This window comes from Paenibacillus sp. FSL R5-0908 (genome assembly GCF_038006245.1).
Classification (GTDB): Bacteria; Bacillota; Bacilli; order Paenibacillales; family Paenibacillaceae; genus Paenibacillus_AQ; species Paenibacillus_AQ odorifer.
The window spans coordinates 377364-397758 of sequence record NZ_JBBOUV010000001.1 but is presented as its reverse complement, the minus strand read 5'-3'; the positions used below and the strand labels follow the sequence as shown (position 1 = coordinate 397758).

Sequence of the window (20395 nt, the reverse complement as noted above, 5' to 3'; positions counted from 1 at the left end):
GATGATGGCTATTTTAGAAAACGCCAGATCGCTACAGTTACCTGACTGGTGGGTTTGTGCTGGGTTTGTACGTTCAAAAATCTGGGACACCCTACATGGCTTTGAAGAACGGACCCCTTTGCCAGATATTGATGTTATTTATTATGACGGCAGCAATCTTCATGAGGAAGTGGAAAAGCAATGGGAGGCAAAACTGAGGGAATTAAATCCCTATGTGCCATGGTCGGTTAAGAATGAAGCAAGAATGCATACCATTAACAACCTTGCACCCTATACGTCATCTGTAGATGCCATCTCCAAGTTTCCGGAAACAGCTACAGCGCTTGGGCTTTCCTTAGATGAATACGGTAAGGTTATCCTAACCGCTCCGCATGGGATTGCGGATGTTATTAATGTAGTGTTGCGGGCTACCCCTCATTTCAACAATAATCCAAGCTTACTCCCTATTTATGAAAAACGAATATCACAAAAAAACTGGCAGGCAACGTGGAAGCAATTGCAGGTCAGCGCTACCTAAAGCTAAGTTGTGTTAGCATCGGAATAAAAAAACAGCAAGCCTCTGCTACAGTAGGGCTTGCTGTTGTAGCTTTATCACACCGCTAAATCAATACCAACCACGCCTACTACATCTCCCTGACGATTCCGGATTGCTCTAGATAATGTAATACAAGAACGTTTCGTAATCGCAGATACATAAGGTTTAGAGACATATTCACCTTCATTCATGGCCCCATTCCACCAATCACGCCGCTTAGCATTCAACAGGCCAGCCGCTGGCTCGGAGTAGATAAAGGTTCCATCCGTCCGATTGGACCAAATGGCTTGTACATCTGGAATTCTCTTAATGTAAGCATTCAAAACACCTTGATGAACTTCAGTATCTGGAGCGTAAAGTTCTTCCTTGGCGGAAATCGTCTCCAAGAGACTCTGCATTTCCTGAAGCCGGGCTGCATATTGGCTCATCTCAATTTCCGCTCTGCCCGCAATGCTAGTAACCGATTGCTGCAACGATTGTGACTCCGCCAACAGATTGGCGCTGACTTCGTTCAGCTGCCCAATTTGATCCCGCTGCCGTGTCACCTGCTCCAGCGTAAGGTCTACATTGGCAATCGTCTCATTCACGATCGCTACAGCACCGCTCAGCTCCGTCGTCACTTCTACAATCAGCTTGCCCTGCTTCGCGGCAGCATCGATTGTTTCCGTTACGGCGCTGCCTACTTCATCTACTCTCGACGCGATATCATCGAGTCGAAGCTTCACCGTGCCGACCTCGTTCACCCCACGCTCCACTGAGACTTGCTCTTTCGTAACGGATTCCAGCACCTGCTGTACTCCATTATTAATGTCAAGCAAGATGCCTGAGGAGCGGTCTACCGAGCTCTTGCTTTGATCAGCCAGCTGCCGAATCCGGCTGGCCACTACTGCAAATCCGCGGCCCTGTTCACCGGCCCGGGCCGCTTCAATAGAAGCATTCAGCGCGAGCAATGAGGTCTCATTCACAATGGAATTAATCAATGTATTGATCTCCTCTACCATCGCAATATGATTACTCAGGGTAGTAAACTTAGCTAACATGTCCCCACTCTGTGTTTGCAGATCCTTCATCACCACATCTGCAATGCTCAGGGAATCTACCATTGCTGTCATTCCTTGCCGAGCATAATGCATATTCGAGCCTAGTTTTTCCGTCAATTCTTCGATATGTGCTGTAACTGAGGCTACACCACCCATCGTCTGATAGGCCCCTTCAATATTGGCTTTAGCCTCGTTGCTGCGAATCCTTAAATCCGTTTCATACGCGTGTGAATAATCTGCAGTCTGCTGCAGCTGCTCTGTATGGCGGCTGATTTCTTCAAGTGCACCATGCAGCCGATCCGAGGTAACTACAATCTCATTGCCAAGAAGCTCCACTTGGTCCTGTGACTCCTTCAGCAGCGCTTCTTTGCGATAACCGTAGCGGGATATATTCAGCGAGAACCATCCTAGAGAACCCATAAGCAGAATAATCACCAGCTTATGCATCCAGAGCATATCAATCAATAAGCTGTACACACTGACAAGAAGCAACAGGACGACTACGAAAATCTGGTTTCGACGGATCTGCATCTTTATTCCCACTCCACTCGATTGATGTTATGTATTCTAACATTATATCAGCAGAGTTAATTAAAGGAAATACTTTCTATAGTATTCCTTTTCGATCAATCATTCCCCGGGCCAGGTAATCTCCCCTTATAAAGATGCTTGTTGATCTCCTGCTTCCAAGAAAGCCATCAAGAGGAAACCTGAGCTTATTGTCGAATATATAAGCATATTGCCACTGGAAAAGAGGATCACATTATGCGCGCCACACCTCAAACTCCTCGTCAGACCTATTGGAATCGTGTGCTTCTCAATTCATTCTGGATCATCCTGATTGTGTATTTAAGTATTCAGTTCATTGTGACTCTATCCTTATGGAGCCAGCGTCCGGAAACCCCAACCAGGAACGGTTATATTGAGCACTCGTTGATTTCTGATTCCATCATAGTGGAGTTTGATCATTATTCTAGAAGTAATCTATAGATGGAGGCCTCTGTGGGCCCAACTCTCCATTACGGTTGCAAGCCATCTATTTGCGGTTTTGATTATCGTCAATCTCAGCGATGAGTTGCATGTTAAATCATTAATTATGCTGTTCCCGCTACTAGTCTCGATGATCTATCTGAAGAGCAGTTATATGATAGCCACTTCTGCTATTTCTCTACTGTACACGATCATTTTATTCACCAAGACATCCATTCACGAGTACTTCCCAATCACCCAAACAATCATTATCGCTCTTATTTTTGCAGGTACTGCTTTGGCAGGTTTTGCAGTAATCGTTCGCGGACGTGATTTGATGCAATCCCTGCAGAACTCCGTCAAGTCAGAACAGGAATTACGCATTCAGAATATAATCATGGATCGTCTATCTAAGATAGATCCCCTGACTGATCTGTATAATCACAAGACTTTTCACGAATATTTGGGTTGGCTAATCGAGCATCAGCAGAGTAATCCATTCTCCATGCAGCTTGCCGTTATGGATATCGATAATTTCAAAAAAGTAAATGATTGCTATGGACACTCCGTTGGAGATATCGTATTACAAAAAGTCGCAGCGATCCTACTCGAGTATATCGGTCCTGATGATTTCGCCGCACGGTACGGGGGCGAGGAGTTCATTGTCATTCTGACTACCAAAACCTTTGAGCAATCCTATGAAATCATGCAACAAATTCTAGCTAAAGTCGCCGATACTCCTTTTGCCGAAATGGAAGGGAAAAGCATAACCGTCAGTATCGGGATGCATGATTACACAGGCGAAGACTCCAAAAATACCACTTTTCAGCAGGCTGATGATGCACTTTACGAAGCTAAAAACACCGGGAAGAATAAAATTGTTATCAGCTAATGGCAAGCTCCACAGACACTGTTTATCTGTCGGAGCTTGTTTTTTTGCAAAGCCTTAATTTCAGAAGCATTTCACACCAAAAACCCCCACCTGTAGATGAGGGCTGTGTATCAACTGCTAAATTCCGTAACGCTTCTGCGGTTCCAAAAGCTCTACCACTTCCTGCTTCGGAACAGGTCTGCTAACCAGATATCCCTGTACCTTATCGCAGCCCGATTTTCTGAGGAAATCCAGCTGGCTGATCTCTTCCACTCCCTCCGCAACGACCTCCAGCCCCATATTGTGGCCCAGCTGTATAATGGTCTGCACAAAAGACTGGCTGTAAGCTTTTTCCGAAAGCGAATCGATAAAGGTCTTATCCATTTTAAGCGTAGAAATCGGCAATTGCTGCAAATAACTAAGAGATGAGTATCCCGTTCCGAAATCATCCAGCGCAATACGAATGCCTTGGGATTTGAGGAATTGAAGCTTATTCACGATACTCTCAAACGATTCCATAAAAATAGACTCGGTAATTTCCAGTTCAAGACAACTAGGCTTGAGCCCACTTTCAGTCAGACTTTCCTGCACCATCTCGACGAAATCATCCTGCAATAGTTGAATAATGGAAATGTTAACTGATATCTTGTAAGGAATGCCCATACGATCTTGAATGCCTTTCATAAAGATGCACGATTCCCTAAGCACCCATTCTCCAATATAAATAATCAGCCTGGAATCCTCGGCGATTTTGATAAAGGAAAGTGGAGATACAAAGCCCAGCGTTGGACTATTCCAGCGAATTAAAGCCTCAAAACCAGAAATTAATCCAGACTGGATATCCACCTGCGGTTGATAATATAACTCAAACTCATTATTATTCATGGCACTGCGCAAATGCTTCTCTATATTCATCCGTTCATTAAACGCAGTATGCATGGATTTGTCATAGACCACATAAGTCCCTTTGCCATCCTCTTTCGCCCGGTACATAGCGACGTCCGCATTTTTCAAGATTTGCTCGGTGGTCTCCCCATCTTCCGGATAAAAGGAAATTCCGATGCTTACGGAAACGTACAAATAACTCTCTCCGATTAAAAAGGACTGCCTGAATGCTCTCATGATCCGCTCCGCCAGGTCTAGCACATCCTCGTGGTTTTCTATATCCTTAATAAAAATCACGAATTCATCCCCGCCGAGCCGAGAGAGCATATCCCCTTCACGCACCACCGACTGCAGTCTTTCGCTAGCCTTTTGAATGAGAACATCACCGGATTTATGCCCTAAGGTATCATTGATGTATTTAAAATTATCGGTATCTACGAACAACAGCGCCGCCTTGCCTCCTGAACATTGCAGATATTTCTCCATAGATTCCAGTAGACATACACGGTTGGGTAAATTACTAAGCTCATCCACATAAGCCAGACGATGCATGTGTTTTTGATTCTCCACCAGCATATCGTATTGCTCTACAAGCTCCTGCTGTGTGGCTGTAAGCTGTTCATAGGTTGCCTCAAGCTCCTGATAACTGTTGCTCAGCTTTAGCTCTACCTGCTTCCGCTTACTAATATCAATCAGCGAACCGATAAATAACACAACTTCATCCTTTGGATCAACGATAGCTTTACCACTTACCTCAAACCAGACGAACTGATTATCTTTGGTCCGCATGCGGTATTCTGTCTCGTAGATAGGGGTTAAACCTGCCAGATGATCATGTCTTGCCTTTTGGGATGATGGCTGGTCATCGGGATGAATAATACTAAGTACCCCATTTTCGAATGAATTGATTTCATCCTCCGTATAGCCCATAAGCTTGTACCAGCGATCCGATAGATTATACAGTCCAGTCTCCCAGTCAAGCTCCCACATGTATGCACCAGAACCCTCTGTCGCGAGACTGAACCGTCGTTCACCTACTTGCAGCTTAGCAAATTGCTCCTGTAGCTCGACCTCTGTCGCTGACAGCTCTTCGTAAGTAGCTTCCAGTTCCTCATAACTTTGCTGAAGCCTTAGCTCATTTTGTTTGCGCTCATCGATATCCACTCCTACAAGCACAAAAATATCAGCTGCCTGCTTATCCAATCCTTTTAACAAGGTGGTCCGAAATGAAAAATACCGCGCCGCTGGCGAATTGTCCGGAAGTTTATGCTCGATATTATCAACATAGTCAAGCTGTACGGCCCTTTCCAGCAGATTCCGAATAGCCGCCGTACTGCCTGTCAGACCCTCCATATCCGCAATGTTTTTGCCCACTACTTCATTCTCGCATAGGCCCGTCATTCGCTCAGCGTAATTGTTAAACCGAACTACCTTTTTATCCGCCTGCACAGCCCAAACCACCATACCGCTATGCTCTATTACATCCTCAAAAAATTGCTGTTCCGAATAAACCGCACGCCGTAAGTGATTAATATACATTTTTAGCAAAACCGCACTAATGATTAGAAGACCAAGCAGAATAATGGCTCCCACAATAAATCTATTGCGCATCATAACTTTATAATAATCTGAATGAACGAAGAAATAGTGCTGATACAGCTCTTCAAAAGCACCGGAACGATGCAGGCGATCCAATCTCTCGTTAACATAAGTTACTAGCTCCGGAGCGGATTTACTTATTGCAAAAGCAACATCCCTAGGGTAGAGATTGCTCATTTTTTTGATAATACTCCCCTTCAATTTCTGTTCAGCAATCAGATAATCGATCACTTCCTGATTCTCAAATAGAAGGTCGATTTCCCCTTTTTCAAGAGCCTTTAAAGCTTCAGGAGTCGTTGCATACTCTATGTAATTTGTAATCCCCACCTTGCTGTTCAGCACGGTTGCAGAATACTGTCCATTCCCTAATCCAATCTTATAACTTCCCAACGTCTTTAAATCGATCTCATCCTCAAGCTCTCGCCTTGCATAGATGGAAATATAGTTTTTAATAACTGGATCTGAAAATAACACCTCTTGGTTACGCGACTCCGTAATTGCCATAAGACCTGCTATCTCAATATCTCCTTGAATCAGCCGACTGTAAACTTCATCCCATTGCCCAGTACTGTAGTGAATAAGGTAATCCTGCTTCTCAAAAATCATCGTGCTCAAATTAATATCAAACCCGGTCAAATACCCGTTTTCTACATATTTATAAGGTGGATATTCCAGTTCAACTTGGTACCTTATATCCTCTCTTTCGGCGTGAGCGGCTGTAGGAGGTACGAGCAAAAGCAGAAAAATAATCAGAAGCAACATTGTGCACCGCTTCATTGCCCAATTCCCCTTTTTGCTAAAATTTAGAATTTAAAGCATTATTCTAAAAAGTATTCGACAAAATATGGTAAGATTCCTGCTAATTCTTTCCTAAAACCACACATTATACGCAAATCCCCATCTTTCGATGGACTCTTTTATTTGTAAATGATAAAAGTTACGAAGTCTTGATTTTTATATTGCTTTTTACATAGAAAATGTGGATAATAGCAATAACGATAAATGTTGATAATGATTATCATTATTATAAGCGTTAATAATTTCAATTTACGATATTTAAGTTAAAAGGAGACTGATCACCCATGAACGTTACCTCTACCCGAACAACATTACAGGTTGACGATTATCTGGATCTGCTCAATCTTGCCGTTAAAGTTGGAGATTTGAAATGGCAAAAAGAAATTAAATCCAGATTGCAATACATTCTCTGTCTGCCGACAAGATAATGCTTCCGAGTATACGCCGTGTTCCCTTATTTGGGGGCATGGCTTTTTTTGTTGGTATGCAGACATAGCTATATAATAATAGGAGTATCTCCAGGTCACCTGATGGTTAATGATATAGTATAATTATCAGCATAATATATAGAATAAAAAGTCCTTCAGATCGGAGCGTGTCAGCTTGAAAAAGTATATAGCTTTATTCTTAATGCTCAGCCTGTTATGGGTACCTGGTGCATACGCCGCTGGAATTCCTGCCCAGCAGGGATTCGTTACCGATAACGCTGAAATGTTCAGTTCCGCAGAAGCCGCTTCTATTTCTGCTACCGCCACTGGAGAACTCCTGACCATCCATGTACTCACTGTAGATTCCACAGACGGTACTCCAGCTGATAAGTATGCAGACAAGGTTTATGACTCGTGGAAACTGTCCACGCGGGATCTTCTACTGCTGATCTCCGCTGGTGACCAGTCCATTGAGCTAAATTTCTTAAATCCAGACTTTCAAAGCTCGTTAAATACTTGGTCTAAGAATCAAGGAGGGTCCTCGGGAAGTTCAGCCATCCAAAAACTGCTCGACACCTACTTCATTCCTTATGCCAAAAAAGGGGACTTCACTGGCGGGACAAAGGCTTTGATTAATGCCATCCATTCCATCGGAGATCGTGCCGGCAATACCGGAGGAACCGCAGGAAGCGGGAGCGCAGCCGGGGTCGGGAATGGTGTAAACCGCTCCAGCAGCTCCATGTTTATGATTGCAGCGATTCTTATCGGAGCCTTTCTAATCCTCCTTCTACTCTTTGTAATGGTTACGGGTCTGCGTCGACGCAAGCAGCTTAGCGAGCAACAGAAACAGTTATCTAATTTAATGGTCCAGGCAAATCGGGCACTGGAATCGCTAAACCCTTTTCAAGGGATCGTTCAAGGGAAGACGGGAGAGCTAGTCGAAGGTATTTCCAAGCGGCTATCCGCCAAGCTCGTTGAAATCTCCGCACTACAAAGCGAAGGTCAAGGCGTTCAGCCAGCATTTTATCGCTTGGCTGCCCTCAAGACAGCCGTGAAACAATTACAGCTGTCCGAAGCTTCCTTCCGCGCAGCGCTTGAAGAGGAAGAGAAACACATTGCTGTCATCAGCGAAGCAGACCGCAATGTCAAACAGCGTATTACAGAGTTGAAAGAGGATACGCCAGAGCTTGAAGAACAGCTGCAAGGTGCAGTTAAAGAAACCGGGTATGAGCTTCAAGAAATTGTAGAGGAACTTAAGGAGCTTGCGGAGGAAACTGCTAAGGCAGACCAATTGGAGCTTTTTGATCCGATTGCTGCACAAGAGGTTACCGAGGATGCACAGGAGCGTCAGGAAAAAATCGAACAGGATCTGAAGGATGTTGATCTCTACGATGATAAGCTAAATAAATTTCCTACGGTATTAGCTGTGGCACGTGCCAAAATCACCGGGATCATTGAACAGAATTCACTGCACAATATGAAGGTTAAGCCATATGAACACCTGGAGCAGGCCCGCGTAGAATCGTTGACACTTGAAGCGCCGCTGCGTATAGGAGATATGGATGAGGTGCGCAGAATCGGCGCCAGTCTAGATCTGCTTCTGGATGAAGCTGTTGCTATGACAGAGCAGCAAGCACTGCTGCGGCAGAATAACCGCAGAGATCTAGAGACATTCCGCACCACATGGAGCCATTTGAAGCAGCGGCGAGACGAGCTGCAGGCCCGAATTACAGAAGCACGTGTACATTTCGAAGAACAGCATGTAGCTACCGTAGAGAACATTCTGATGGAGTGGAGCACACGTCTTCGGGAAGGCGCAGGTGAAGTGGCGCAAATTGAGAACTGGACCAGTGATGAACGGGGCGAATATGACAAGGCCCACGATGCGCTGGAGCGCTTGCTGTCATTGCAGGATGAAGCTGGCCGGCAATATGACGGTGTCTCTGAAAGTCTAAATGCATTAAATGAAAGACTGGATAAAGTACAACGTCTCTTCTCCGAAGGACAAAGCCGGGTAGAGACGACCCAGCGAATGCTGCACAGCAGAGGCTTGTCTTCCAGAATCCGCTTTGAGTTATCCTTACTGCCGGAATATAGCCAGTTGGAGCAACGGCTGTCATCCCGGCCTTACAACCTGGAGGAACTAGAATCGATTGGCCGCGCTTATGACGCTCAGATCACTTCCTTTGTGAATGAAGCGAACCGAATCGTTCGCCAAAAGGAAGAGGAAGAACGGCTTGCCCAGCTAGCCATGATGAGAGAGCAACAGCGGCGTGCGCAAGCCCGTAAACGAATGTCCTCCGGTCCTCCTTCTTCGGGCGGATTCGGTGGGGGACGTTCCTCCGGCGGTTCTTCCTGGGGTGGAGGAGGCAGTGGCGGCAAATCCTCCGGCGGCTCTTCTTGGGGTGGCGGCGGCAAATCCGGTGGAAATTCATCGGGTGGCTCTAAGTGGTAATTCCTCACCATTAGATGCAAATGGATATACAAAAAGACTTTTTCGCCTATACGGGCGAAAGAGTCTTTTTAATTATGAATTATTGCTGTTTCATTTGTGGTATAAATGTGCCATCGGAAGATAAATTGTAACGGCCGTGCCCACTCCCTCTTCACTAGCTATTGCCACATATCCTCTGTGGGCAGTCACGATTTTTTTGACAATCATGAAGCCAAGTCCATTTCCATCGCCTCTGGTCGTGTGAAAAGGCTCTCCTAATTTATCCAGAACTTCCTTGTTCATCCCCTCTCCATTATCGGTGAAGGTAATCACCTGGAATTCATCCTTCACATCAAGAGTCACTGTAATGCTCCCGCCAAAAGGCAAAGCTTCCATTGAATTTCTTAGGATATTCAGGAAAATCTGCTTAATCTGATTGCGGTCACATTCGATCTCAGCATCATAATGAATCTTTGTATTTAACGCTATATTATTCATCTCCACCTGAATCGCGAAAATATTCAATACTTCCAGCAGGATCGTACTACATTGTTCAGTCATATAATGCGCAGCCTGCGGCTTACCCAGAATAAGAAACTCGCTCACAATGAGATTCATTCTTTCCACTTCTGACATAATGAGATCATAATGCAGCAGACGTGAATCTTTATTAGCCAGTTGAAGCATCCCTTTCACCGTAGTCAGGGGATTGCGGATCTCATGTGCAATGCTCATGGCCAGTTGTCCTGCGACCACTAGCTTTTCTGTATTGCGCAGCACTTCTTCTGTTCTTTTCATCTCCGTGATGCTGCGCAGACTTCCAATCACACGCGCTAAGTAACCATTTGCATCGTAAACGGGGAGTACATCTAACATATAATGCTCGAACAACCCGTTTTTCTCCTGAATCACTTCTAACCCGGCACATGCGACATGATGTATGATGACATGTTGAAAGTATGCGCCCACATTCCTAATTTCAAAGACACTAGTTCCAACAACAGACTCTTGATGCTCACCACCCAAATGAAGCATGGCTAAACTGTTCTCATTTATATTCACGACTGTTCCGAATTGATCTGTTATGATTACCCCTAAGTAATTGGTCTCTAGCAAAATCCGATTTAATAATTGCAGCTGAGAATTCCCTCTTCGCAACAAAATCTCACGTTCAATCGAGTCAGCCATCGTACAGAGCAGAGGCAACAAATGGGGATGGGCTACATCTATATCTGCCATAAATGAAATTGTACCTAAAATCTCTTGCCCATTTTCTTTATAAAATGGAGCTGTACAGCACACTAAATGATGCAAAATATAATGGAAATGGTCTCGTCCTGTCAGCTGGAATGGCCTCTGATATTCAAGGGCTAAAGCGATTGAATTGGTACCCACTTCTTTGTTCATCTGCACGCCTTCTTTGATGCCTACCTGTCCTACGAGATCAATAATCGTCGCATCTCCTTGGAACGCCAATAGATAACCTGCATCATCCGAAATCGTGACTAGGATCGGGTTCCCTTTGACTGAGGAAAGAAATTTTTTGACAAAAAATTCGATAACCTCAATCACTTCACTATATGCGCTAAGCTGTGCCCCCAATTCATCAGTAGAATATCCCTTTGCAAAGACAGGCGGTTGCTCAGGATCAATTCCTTGGTCTATACAATGCTGATTGGAAGCCTTAATAATGGTCTCATCCGTCAGTATCCCTGTTGTCTCATCCAAAGCCCTTACCCCATTCTGTATGAATCTTCAATTTTGCATTGCATAATTATGTATTCTACCTCTCTCCCTCTAATCCTTTTCAATCCTTAAAAATCAAATAATCCCAATGTTAAAAAATAACTTTCTGCACAAAAAAACTCCACCCCTATAAAAGAGCGAAGTTTTGGAGGATTATTATTTTCTGTTTTTCTATTAATGCTTAGTGTCATCCAAAAAAGGTTTATTCACATAATAATACATTACCCCCATCAGTACGCCACCGCCAATTAAATTGCCGATCGTAACGGGGACAAGGTTATGCACCACGCCATACCACGATACCGTTCCGGGATGATCAAGTACAAGCGCAATCGCAAAGGTACACATATTGGCAATACTATGCTCATAGCCGGAGATGAAAAAACAGAATACGAATAAGACCATGGCGAACATTTTGGCCCCATCGCCTTTCATATTCATCGGTATAAAAAAAGCCATACAAACGAGCCAGTTACAAAGAATAGCCCGAAAGAAAAGCTGACCAGCCGGGGCTTCCATCTTATGCTCCACTACATATAGCAAAAATCCGTTTACATCTGAGCTATAGAACAGTCCTGTCAAAAAAATCAGCAAGGCAAAAACGGCAGCTCCAAGAATATTACCGATATAACTCATGATCCACATCCGGACAACCTCAGACCATTTCATTTTCCGTCTTAGTGCCGTGTATGTGTAATAAAAAGTATCTCCGGTGAATAAATCCCCGCCACCAAAAGAAATTAGAATAATAGCCGCTCCGAAAGTAATCGCAGCCATTGGATAAGCAAAGGGGGATTGCTCCATAAAGAAATAGTTGCCTGTCTTAAATGCTACAATTACACCGAATCCGATAAACATACTGGCCAGCATGGCTCTGGCAATATAGCGCATTACGCTTTGCCGGAATATCTTCTGTTTCTTAAGTGCTAATTGTTCTACCTGAAGCAGTGCCTCGTTCTCCATGTGACCTCCTTAGGGATTTTGGTATTTCCAGCTGATTATGGGCTAATCGACAGCCTTGCGTTATTATACCCAATAACCCGCTGGAAATTACTTGAACCAACTCGCGGCAAAAAATCCCTGAATAATTACGGGGAAGCGAAGCTACCTCTCGCTAATTGTCTTCATTCATTTTAGCAATGGCTTCTGCTTTTTCACTGCTGGCGACGATGATAAGCACGAGTATCAAACAGCCTAAAACCATAGCCTATCCCCACTTCCTCCACATGTAGTCTTGTGACAACTTATGTATGTGGATAGGGCTTTATGTTTGGCTGCAGCAAACTTCATTTGATTAGATCACGTTTACGCCTATGCAGCAGTTGAAGCAAGCTACTTCATATCCAAAAAAAGCAGAGCAGCGAACCTCCAGAAATGAAGGCTCACTGCTCTGCTATTTTTTTACGGACTTTTTATTAAAACAATTAGTTCAAGAAGCTGCTCAGTTGGCTCTCTGCTTCACCTTGTTTCAGCGCCTCAGGCTTGTCCGCTTCATTGAGTCCTAGACGATTGCCCAGTTGAGTATTGATCGTCGTCATTTTTGATGTATAATCCTGGCAGCTCTCGATAATACGACGGTTTGACTGTTCTGAAGTATCCAATGCGCTAAGCAGATCGCCGATCGCTTGATTCACGGCTTCCATAGACATGGAAGGTTTGGATAGAAGCTCAGTCGTTTTTTCTGTAGTCGTACGCAGCAAGCGTGCATTTTCTTTAAACTGATCTTCAATCGTCTTATTTGTTGCTTCTACAGCGTTGATAACATTCTCCTGATCAGCCAGCGACATCGCAATCATTGCCGACACTGTGATCAGATTAGAGGTTTTATCAATCGCATTATTCACGGAATCAATCAGTTTATCATTATTGTCATTGATGATATCTGTAGCAGCAATCGCTTGATTGTAGAGCAGAATCATCTCTGTCATGGACTGAATACGAACCATCACTTTACGCAGACCACGCTCCAAATAAGCTTTACGGAACTCATTCTCAGGCTTTGCAATCTCCACCTCGAACAGCTCTTTTAGCTTATTGCCGAAGGCAATTTTGGTCTGAAGGTTATAGATCTCCTCCATAGAGGTACGTTTCAGCTGGCGCATATTTACAATACTCTCTTCGAGGGTATCTCTGCCGTCGCGTAGTCCGGTAACAATCGCATCAATATTCGTGCGGACAGACTGATATTTGTACACATAGTTCTTCATCGGACTCTTCCGCAGCATTTTGCCGAAAAAGCTAACATTCTTACTCTGTTGCAGATTTTCACACTCATTCCGCAGCTTCATAATCATGTTAGGCACTTCAACACGCTTACCGGACATCAGGTCATTTACCGGACGATCCAGCAGCTTGAGGGTTTGGCCTGCTTTTTCCTGCGTCTTCACCCCAAGCTTTCCAATATCATCCATTAAAGAATCCAGCGTGACTGTATCTGTCTGGGATACCTTCTCGATCAATTGCGCGGCTTCTTCGACTACCTTTTGTTCATCTTCTTTTTTTAATTGGATCAACTGCGTGGACATGGGTTTCCCTCCTATAATTCGGAACTGCTATACCGCTGATGAATCAGTTCCGCCTTCGTCTGAAGTTCCATCAGGTCTTTATGTTCGATCGTCGAAGCAATATCCGATATTTTGGAATCAACATCTCTTAGACCGTTCAGCAGCGTTCTCCGATTCTTCGTCTTCGCTTCACCACTTAGGCGCAAAAATGGATTAATCACACCATTCAAATCCTTCAGAATCAATCTGCGGACCGTATGATTAATATCGCCATTATTGAGCTCCTGCAGCAGCGGAATTACACGTTGAAGTCTCGCAAAAAGCGCCAGTGATTTCTCGACAATTTCATTGTCCAGTGTATCCTTCTGCCCCTCGGAGATAATCATATCTTCCAGAATGCTAAGGTACTCAACTACCGGAGCAAATTCCGGTCCAATCTTCGTCGGTTCAGCCTCAGTTCTGCCACTATTGTCCGGATTACCTGGTGCAGCATTATTGGCCGCACTCGGTAAATGCGGAGCATTTGCAGAGGGAGCTGGAGCAATAGGCACCGTCTCCGGACCTGCTGGCAGCACCTCAGCCGGAAGGTTGGTTCTCGGACTTCTCGTTGCAAGAACCCCTACCGCTGCACCCGCTACAGGCAACAGCAAGGAGAGTAACTCAGGCAAAAAAGAACTCGTTAATACAGCGACAACATAGCCAATACCGGCATACAGCAACACTTTCGATTTAAATTTAATTTTTCTCACCTCTTGTGAGCGAGATTGCGAACGCTCAATTCACGGGATCCGGGATTACGGATTCGCCGTTTATTTTCATAATTAGCGGCTGCTCTACATGGCTGGCAAGCACATTATCGCCGAACTCCGCAGGCTGGACCTCTCCGCCGAGTGCACTTTTGACAGCCAGGTATGGAAAGTTAATTCCAGACAGACAAGAAATATGAAGACCTCCAGACATCCGGGGGTTAATCTCCAGCAGTTTAGGAATTCCACCACTATACTTCATTTGAATATTGAAATTGAAAGGTATTTTATATACCTCTGCTACCCGGGAAGCGATCTCCTCCAGCTCCGGAATATGCTCCATCAGCCGCAGACGACCGCCAGCTTTACGACGGGGTACAGCCGCTAACAGCCTGCCATTCTCATCTGACAAGCAATCTATACTGTATTCATAACCTTCCAGCAGTTCCATCACCATAAGTTCAGGGAATGTAGGTTCACTTCCCAGAATACGATAGGCCTCTTCGAAGGATATCAGCGGAGTTACATGACCAAACAGCTCCTGTAAAGGACTACGTGTGTTATCAATGATACGGAAGCCGAGGCCTCCCTCTGTCTCCGTGGGTTTAAAGCATACGCGATGTCCTTTGGCTACAAGATCATGATAAGCCTCTTTGAACTGCTCTGCTGTACTGACCACATGATAATCAGGAATTGTCATAATCCCGGTTTCCTTAACACTTTCGTAGAACTTACCCTTATCCATGATGGTCTCCAATAAGTCCAAATCTCTACAGACCAGAACCTTTGTGCCAATCGCATCAAACATAGCAGCATGCAAAGCTATATCCAGCATATGTAACCGTGGAATGAAGATATCGATCTCATTGCGGCGACAGAAATCCACGCAGAATTGAACATACTCTATTCCAGTCAGTGCCGGTTCAGTCCCAGCAACATCCGCCCCTTGAAGTGACATATGGTGAATATCAGGATGCGTGGCGAAGATTTGTACAGGAACGCCATCCTCATTATTGCGGATGAGATTCATATAATGGTAAGCGACGGAAAACCAGCGATTGAAATAAATGTTTACCTTTTTCATAGTGGCCCAACTCCCAATACGGTTAAGTTATTATAGATCATGTTTACATACTGTAGAATTTCATCACCAGCAAAAACACCCGCTTGCTTCGTAAAGGGATACCTTGATTTTACAAGACCACTCTGCTGCTCTGCAAATATTTCTCCATGACAAGGAGCAATCGCATAGTCCGCACTTTCTAGTAAACTCTTATCCAACAAGGAATCTCCCGATGCTACCATCGGTTCTGACCGAACCGTCCGGCGCACATGAACAATCGCATCACTTTTATTCACAGCGGCAGGAACGACATATAGCTTGCGCCCTTGTAAGGATACCCGCCAGCCCAAATCATATAATCGCTCTGCCAGATTCGTGATCTCATCCATAGGTAATAAATCACGCACTACTACAAAAGTATAAAATAAATCATCACAATACCGCTCACTAATGATCCATTCCTCGTGCACTACAGACCTAACGTGCATTCTAACTTCTTCTGCCGCAGCCGATTCATTTTGAACAAGCCTGCCCACAGAAGCTCTCCAGCTTTTATCTACTTCGCCACCAATCAGAATATTCCCGCCATTACTAGTAATCGCGTAGTCTGGAATAATCGTGTCTTGAAACAGATTAATACGCTTATACTGCGCTATGGTACGTGTTGTAACGGGCATAAAGATAATACGGGAAGTAAGCTCCATCAGATCAGCCAATGCTTTTTGGGAAATGTATGAAACCGTCTTGCCATCCACAACCTCCGCAGGAACCAAGCCCGGAGTATTCTCCGGGACACCGATTGCATTTAGGGAATAGATTAACGTTCGGTCCAAATCACTGGCATAGATCATTCCGTCTCACCTCTCAGCGGCTTAATAATCCCGCAACAGGAGTAGGTAAGTCCAGGGAATACTTCTACTGGAACCCCCCTATCCTCTGCTAAGAGAATAATATGACGGAGATTTGGATTATCCATAGTATCGACAAGAATCTTCCACGGTACTCTGCGCAGCAGCACTCGGGTAGTTTCTCCGACTCCGGGCTTGACCAAATTGATGTTATCTATGGCGAACACTTCTTGAATACTCTGAATATCACGCAGGCCCTGCCATGTAATTTCTGGCGGGAATTGCTGCATCTGTTCAGCAATCGCTTGTGCTTCTTCTGCAACGGAGGAGAAATACGGGCAGATCGCCGCAATGAATACATTGGATACATCCGTATCGAGCCATTCCTTGTAAAATTTAGCCCCATGGAATTCTTCCGGACCAATTAAATCATCGCGCAGCACTGTCCGGCTCATCAGTCCTGACACCGTAGAATTGAGGCATGCACTAGGAATAAGGTAATCCTCTCTAGTACCGAACGTGCCTGAACAGTTCCCAGGATCAGCCAATACGGCCAGGTCATCATTTAACCGAATGCCATATTTCTCATACAGGCTGTTGCACGCTTCAATCAATACCTGGCGAATAGCCCCTTTCCCCGTCCATCCGTCGACAAACTGCAAATCAGCATCAAGCCCGTGCTTTTGCAGAATATAGAGGATTGCGTTCTCATCAATCCCCTTGCCCCGAATGATAGAGATACTATAATGCGGCAGATCAGCACCATATCGCTCTTGGATATATCGCTTAATCAGTACACCAATTGGGGTTCCCGCTCTTGCCAAAGAGACTAACACCGTATCAAGTCCCCGTTGAGCGACAATCATCTCAGAGACTACCGCTACTGCTAGAGCGACCTTCTCCGCAGATTGCTCCAGCGTCTCGTGAAATAACTCAATATACTGCTCAGTAGGCTGATATTCCACGGGCAGCATCTCAGAGTAGTGTACACCTGATTGAATGGCGGCCTCTCTTTCGTCAGTCGCCCGCTCCAGTGAAACATCGCTCAGATCCTTAAGCAAAAATATAACATCTGACGGAGAATAGCTGCCTAGCGGAACCGGTTCGGCTATACTTCTATTTAGAATTTCTTCAGTTACTGTTCCCTTCATAGGTAGGGCCTCCACTTCTTCTTTCCGAGGTCAGTACAATAAGATGCACTTTATGGCGGGCCAGTTTCTTCAGTATATCAAGCATAGGTTTCATACGCTCATGCGGTACATCACGCTCAATCAGCACAAATATATCATCGTATTGACCAGGAGCTATATTATAAATAAAGTTTGTGATTTCCGGGTCACCAGCTGAAGGATACGCAGCAGCACTATGTACCCCATAATCCGGCCGACGCTCAGGGTGGATTGGACTTCTTGTGGAAGACTGGTAAGCAATCCCTTCCCCTATTTCCGCCGCCACTCTCATCGGAAGATACATAAATTCTCCTACACCCATTACCAAGGCTTTCGGTCCTCTACGCAATTGCCGCAGCTGCTCAGCTATTCGTTTCACACCCTGATCAAGCTCCAGATTATCCCGTGACTCAATTCCGAAGCGTCCACTATATTTCATATACGGCGCTGTGTTGATCTCACCATAAGAATCCATAGAGGATACCTCCAGTCGTTCCATTCCATCTTGAGCATAAGTGGTTACAACCTCACACTCTAAAGCAGCCTCTCTATCCAGCTGCTCTGTATCCTTATTAAACACCGGTGAACCTATCACTTCAATATTCCCTTGCAGCAGACATAACGACTTAATGCGAATCCCCAGCTCCTGTTCAAGCTCACTATAGTGTTGAAGATTGCTGCCGCTTCTCCAGTCCAGAAGAGAGACTACCACATATTCCTCCCGCGGGAACTTTGATTGAATATCTCGAATCGTATTAATCGCGGTTTTTCCGGTCGTAATCTCGTCATCTACCAATATAATGGGCTCTGTCCCAGATAAGAGTTCCGTATCCAAGGCATAACATAGATGATCAACTGCATGGGAATGCTCTTCTACAAAACTTACAACAGACTCCAAATCAGGAATATGCTCACGCGTAGTATGAATATAGGATGCCTGCTCAGCAAAGATGTTGTACACACTGTGACCCAATGCAGTTGCCGTTTCTGCGAATCCAATAAAAACCACAGGCTTGGGCAAAACCAGTCGGGCCGCTAGCAATTGTTGATAGGCTTCCTTAGCAAATTCAGGATGAATCAGCCCATGAACCGCCATATCCAATAACTCTGTCATACGATCACTATCCACGGAATCGCCGTTCATCTCCTGATATAACAGCAGCGCCAACGCTGCTCCGCTTAGAAGTGAAGTATACGGATCGACGGGAATATGCTTGCCAAGCACCTTACTGACAAACAGAAAAGTTCGTTTTTTATTAATTCGCGCCGCCATAGAAAATAAAGAATCCAGAGGCATATGAAAGGGGTTAAAGGTTTCGGTTACATTCACTTGCAGGTTCTCGACTATGTTATACGTGCGTAAATTCGTTTTCGGGTAATAATCCGACAAAATGCTGTTGTTCATGTAACACCCCGTATATTTGAGATCGTAGTAAAATTCGTCTTGCCCAATTCAGATGGGGCTTAATTTCGTTCATTTTATTAAAATATTGACTCTTAAACACGCCCAGACTGCCATCATTACTTTCTACAATGCTTAAAGCGTCAACGTATTCCTCATGCATCACCGTATACATCGCCTGAACAGGTCTAAGGTGAGAAGGATGAATAATCGTCTTACCCACAATTCCATTCTCTTTATCCAAAATAACCTCACGAATTAGCCCGTCCACACTGCTCGAGATATAGCTATTCCGCATATCACGGCCGTTTTTGCCGTAAGTATCCTCAAATGGCGTCTGCCGCAGCTGCGGCCGGAGAACTCGATGACCTTTATTCGCAAAATACTCCCAGACGGGTCCTGAGATCACATATCCCTCTTCAACCCGCCCAAACACATTGATAATGTCCGAGATACAGTCACGGATAGGGGTAAGATCATAAATACTAACATCAGGACTGCGACGCAGTCCGAACAGACTGGAGAAATCCGTTGCCCCAATTCTGACGTTTAGGACAAGTTCACGGTAATTACGGAGTAAATCACGGATAGATAGCAGACTGTCCACTCGACTTTCCCGATAAATAATAGGTGCAGTTTCCAAGATTGGCATCCCGTAAAGCACAGGATCATTATAACCACGCGTATTGTTGTACTCAGCTAACGTTTCAAAATATTGAATTCCATTGTCTACAGAGAACTTAGGAAATACAAACCCTGTTAACATCGTTACCAAGGATCCCAAGCGGAAAATCATTTGCCGGAGTTGGTCCGGGTTACGTACTCGTATAAAAAGAAGCGGGAGGCTGTTCGATGAATCCAGCTCATTTTCTGCGTAAGCAGCTAGATAAATGAGATGTTGGATAATAGACTCCTCTGCATTGTCAACCTGGTCATCTCCGATTGCGTCCTCCAGATCTATAATAACCGTCACTAGACCTGCATTTTTGAGCTTAATGATGTCTTCTGCAACACTTGCACGGGTAGCCGGCATATAGAGGGCAGCGCCGACAGCATAGGCTAGCAGTTCCTTGTTCGTGGTATGATCAAATGAGATAGGCGGAGTGTAAAACAAAGAGATTTCTTGTTCTTTCGTCAGGTAATCGAAGTATCTCAAATCGGTTCCCCCTTATAGTTTTGCGAAGCCAAGCAAAACAAGCGTAGACCTCTCCTCATAGAGAGTGTCAGAACCGGCAATACTCTCCCTTGGGGATGGCATCTTGGCTCTCTCAAATATAAGTGAAGGCCTACGCTATAACATATACGATTACCTGAAAGAAGCAGGCGTTTCTATTCTTGCATGATCGGCTCCGACTTCT

15 protein-coding genes are annotated in these 20395 nt (G+C 44.8%); 4 read left to right on the top strand and 11 right to left on the bottom strand.

The window, feature by feature from the left end; genetic code table 11:
- Position 1: 1 nt before the first annotated feature.
- A complete protein-coding gene (locus MKZ09_RS01780) occupies positions 2-517 on the top strand; it encodes a nucleotidyltransferase family protein (protein WP_076203647.1) in 516 nt (171 codons plus the stop codon).
- 74 nt (positions 518-591) lie between these two features.
- Here the strand turns inward: MKZ09_RS01780 and MKZ09_RS01775 are convergent, their stop codons facing one another.
- Positions 592-2106 carry a methyl-accepting chemotaxis protein gene (locus tag MKZ09_RS01775; RefSeq protein WP_076203440.1) on the bottom strand — a complete coding sequence of 505 codons (1515 nt, stop codon included), beginning with the start codon at positions 2104-2106 and terminating at the stop codon, positions 592-594.
- 430 nt (positions 2107-2536) lie between these two features.
- Here MKZ09_RS01775 and MKZ09_RS01770 point away from each other — a divergent pair, with 430 nt between their 5' ends.
- The gene (locus MKZ09_RS01770) at positions 2537-3436 is read left to right on the top strand and encodes a GGDEF domain-containing protein (protein ID WP_081394230.1); all 900 of its coding nucleotides are present in this window, start codon (positions 2537-2539) and stop codon (positions 3434-3436) included.
- Positions 3437-3553: 117 nt separating this feature from the next.
- On the opposite strand, the gene MKZ09_RS01765 is transcribed toward MKZ09_RS01770, so the two are convergent.
- Positions 3554-6676: an EAL domain-containing protein gene (locus tag MKZ09_RS01765; RefSeq protein ID WP_076203428.1), complete on the bottom strand. Its 3123-nt coding sequence runs from the start codon at positions 6674-6676 to the stop codon at positions 3554-3556.
- Between the two features lie 305 nt (positions 6677-6981).
- Here MKZ09_RS01765 and MKZ09_RS01760 point away from each other — a divergent pair, with 305 nt between their 5' ends.
- The gene (locus MKZ09_RS01760; protein WP_167348483.1) at positions 6982-7125 is read left to right on the top strand and encodes a hypothetical protein; all 144 of its coding nucleotides are present in this window, start codon (positions 6982-6984) and stop codon (positions 7123-7125) included.
- A 175-nt stretch (positions 7126-7300) separates the two neighbouring features.
- Positions 7301-9580 (top strand): TPM domain-containing protein, encoded by a 2280-nt coding sequence (locus MKZ09_RS01755; RefSeq protein ID WP_076203424.1) that lies wholly within the window; start codon positions 7301-7303, stop codon positions 9578-9580.
- A gap of 90 nt (positions 9581-9670) precedes the next feature.
- On the opposite strand, the gene MKZ09_RS01750 is transcribed toward MKZ09_RS01755, so the two are convergent.
- The 9 genes from MKZ09_RS01750 to MKZ09_RS01710 all read right to left on the bottom strand — a co-directional run bounded on the left by MKZ09_RS01750 (position 9671) and on the right by MKZ09_RS01710 (position 20193).
- Positions 9671-11287 (bottom strand): ATP-binding protein, encoded by a 1617-nt coding sequence (locus MKZ09_RS01750; protein WP_076203421.1) that lies wholly within the window; start codon positions 11285-11287, stop codon positions 9671-9673.
- 192 nt (positions 11288-11479) lie between these two features.
- On the bottom strand, positions 11480-12268 hold the full coding sequence (locus tag MKZ09_RS01745) for a formate/nitrite transporter family protein (RefSeq protein ID WP_076124688.1): 789 nt from the start codon (positions 12266-12268) through the stop codon (positions 11480-11482).
- A gap of 461 nt (positions 12269-12729) precedes the next feature.
- Positions 12730-13830, bottom strand: coding sequence for a toxic anion resistance protein (locus tag MKZ09_RS01740; protein ID WP_036687432.1), 1101 nt, complete (start codon positions 13828-13830; stop codon positions 12730-12732).
- An 11-nt stretch (positions 13831-13841) separates the two neighbouring features.
- On the bottom strand, positions 13842-14549 hold the full coding sequence (locus tag MKZ09_RS01735) for a hypothetical protein (protein WP_076134898.1): 708 nt from the start codon (positions 14547-14549) through the stop codon (positions 13842-13844).
- A gap of 34 nt (positions 14550-14583) precedes the next feature.
- A complete protein-coding gene (locus MKZ09_RS01730; RefSeq protein WP_076134808.1) occupies positions 14584-15639 on the bottom strand; it encodes an ATP-grasp domain-containing protein in 1056 nt (351 codons plus the stop codon).
- Complete coding sequence (locus tag MKZ09_RS01725; protein ID WP_036687429.1) at positions 15636-16469, bottom strand: HAD family hydrolase; 834 nt, start codon at positions 16467-16469, stop codon at positions 15636-15638. Before MKZ09_RS01725 ends, MKZ09_RS01730 begins: the two co-directional genes overlap by 4 nt.
- Positions 16466-17617, bottom strand: a complete 1152-nt coding sequence (locus tag MKZ09_RS01720) for a cysteine protease StiP family protein (RefSeq protein WP_076134807.1) — start codon at positions 17615-17617, stop codon at positions 16466-16468. Before MKZ09_RS01720 ends, MKZ09_RS01725 begins: the two co-directional genes overlap by 4 nt.
- Positions 17598-19040, bottom strand: coding sequence for a phosphoribosyltransferase family protein (locus tag MKZ09_RS01715; RefSeq protein ID WP_081386804.1), 1443 nt, complete (start codon positions 19038-19040; stop codon positions 17598-17600). Before MKZ09_RS01715 ends, MKZ09_RS01720 begins: the two co-directional genes overlap by 20 nt.
- Positions 18985-20193 carry an HpcH/HpaI aldolase/citrate lyase family protein gene (locus MKZ09_RS01710; RefSeq protein WP_232061116.1) on the bottom strand — a complete coding sequence of 403 codons (1209 nt, stop codon included), beginning with the start codon at positions 20191-20193 and terminating at the stop codon, positions 18985-18987. Before MKZ09_RS01710 ends, MKZ09_RS01715 begins: the two co-directional genes overlap by 56 nt.
- Between the last annotated feature and the right edge of the window lie 202 nt (positions 20194-20395).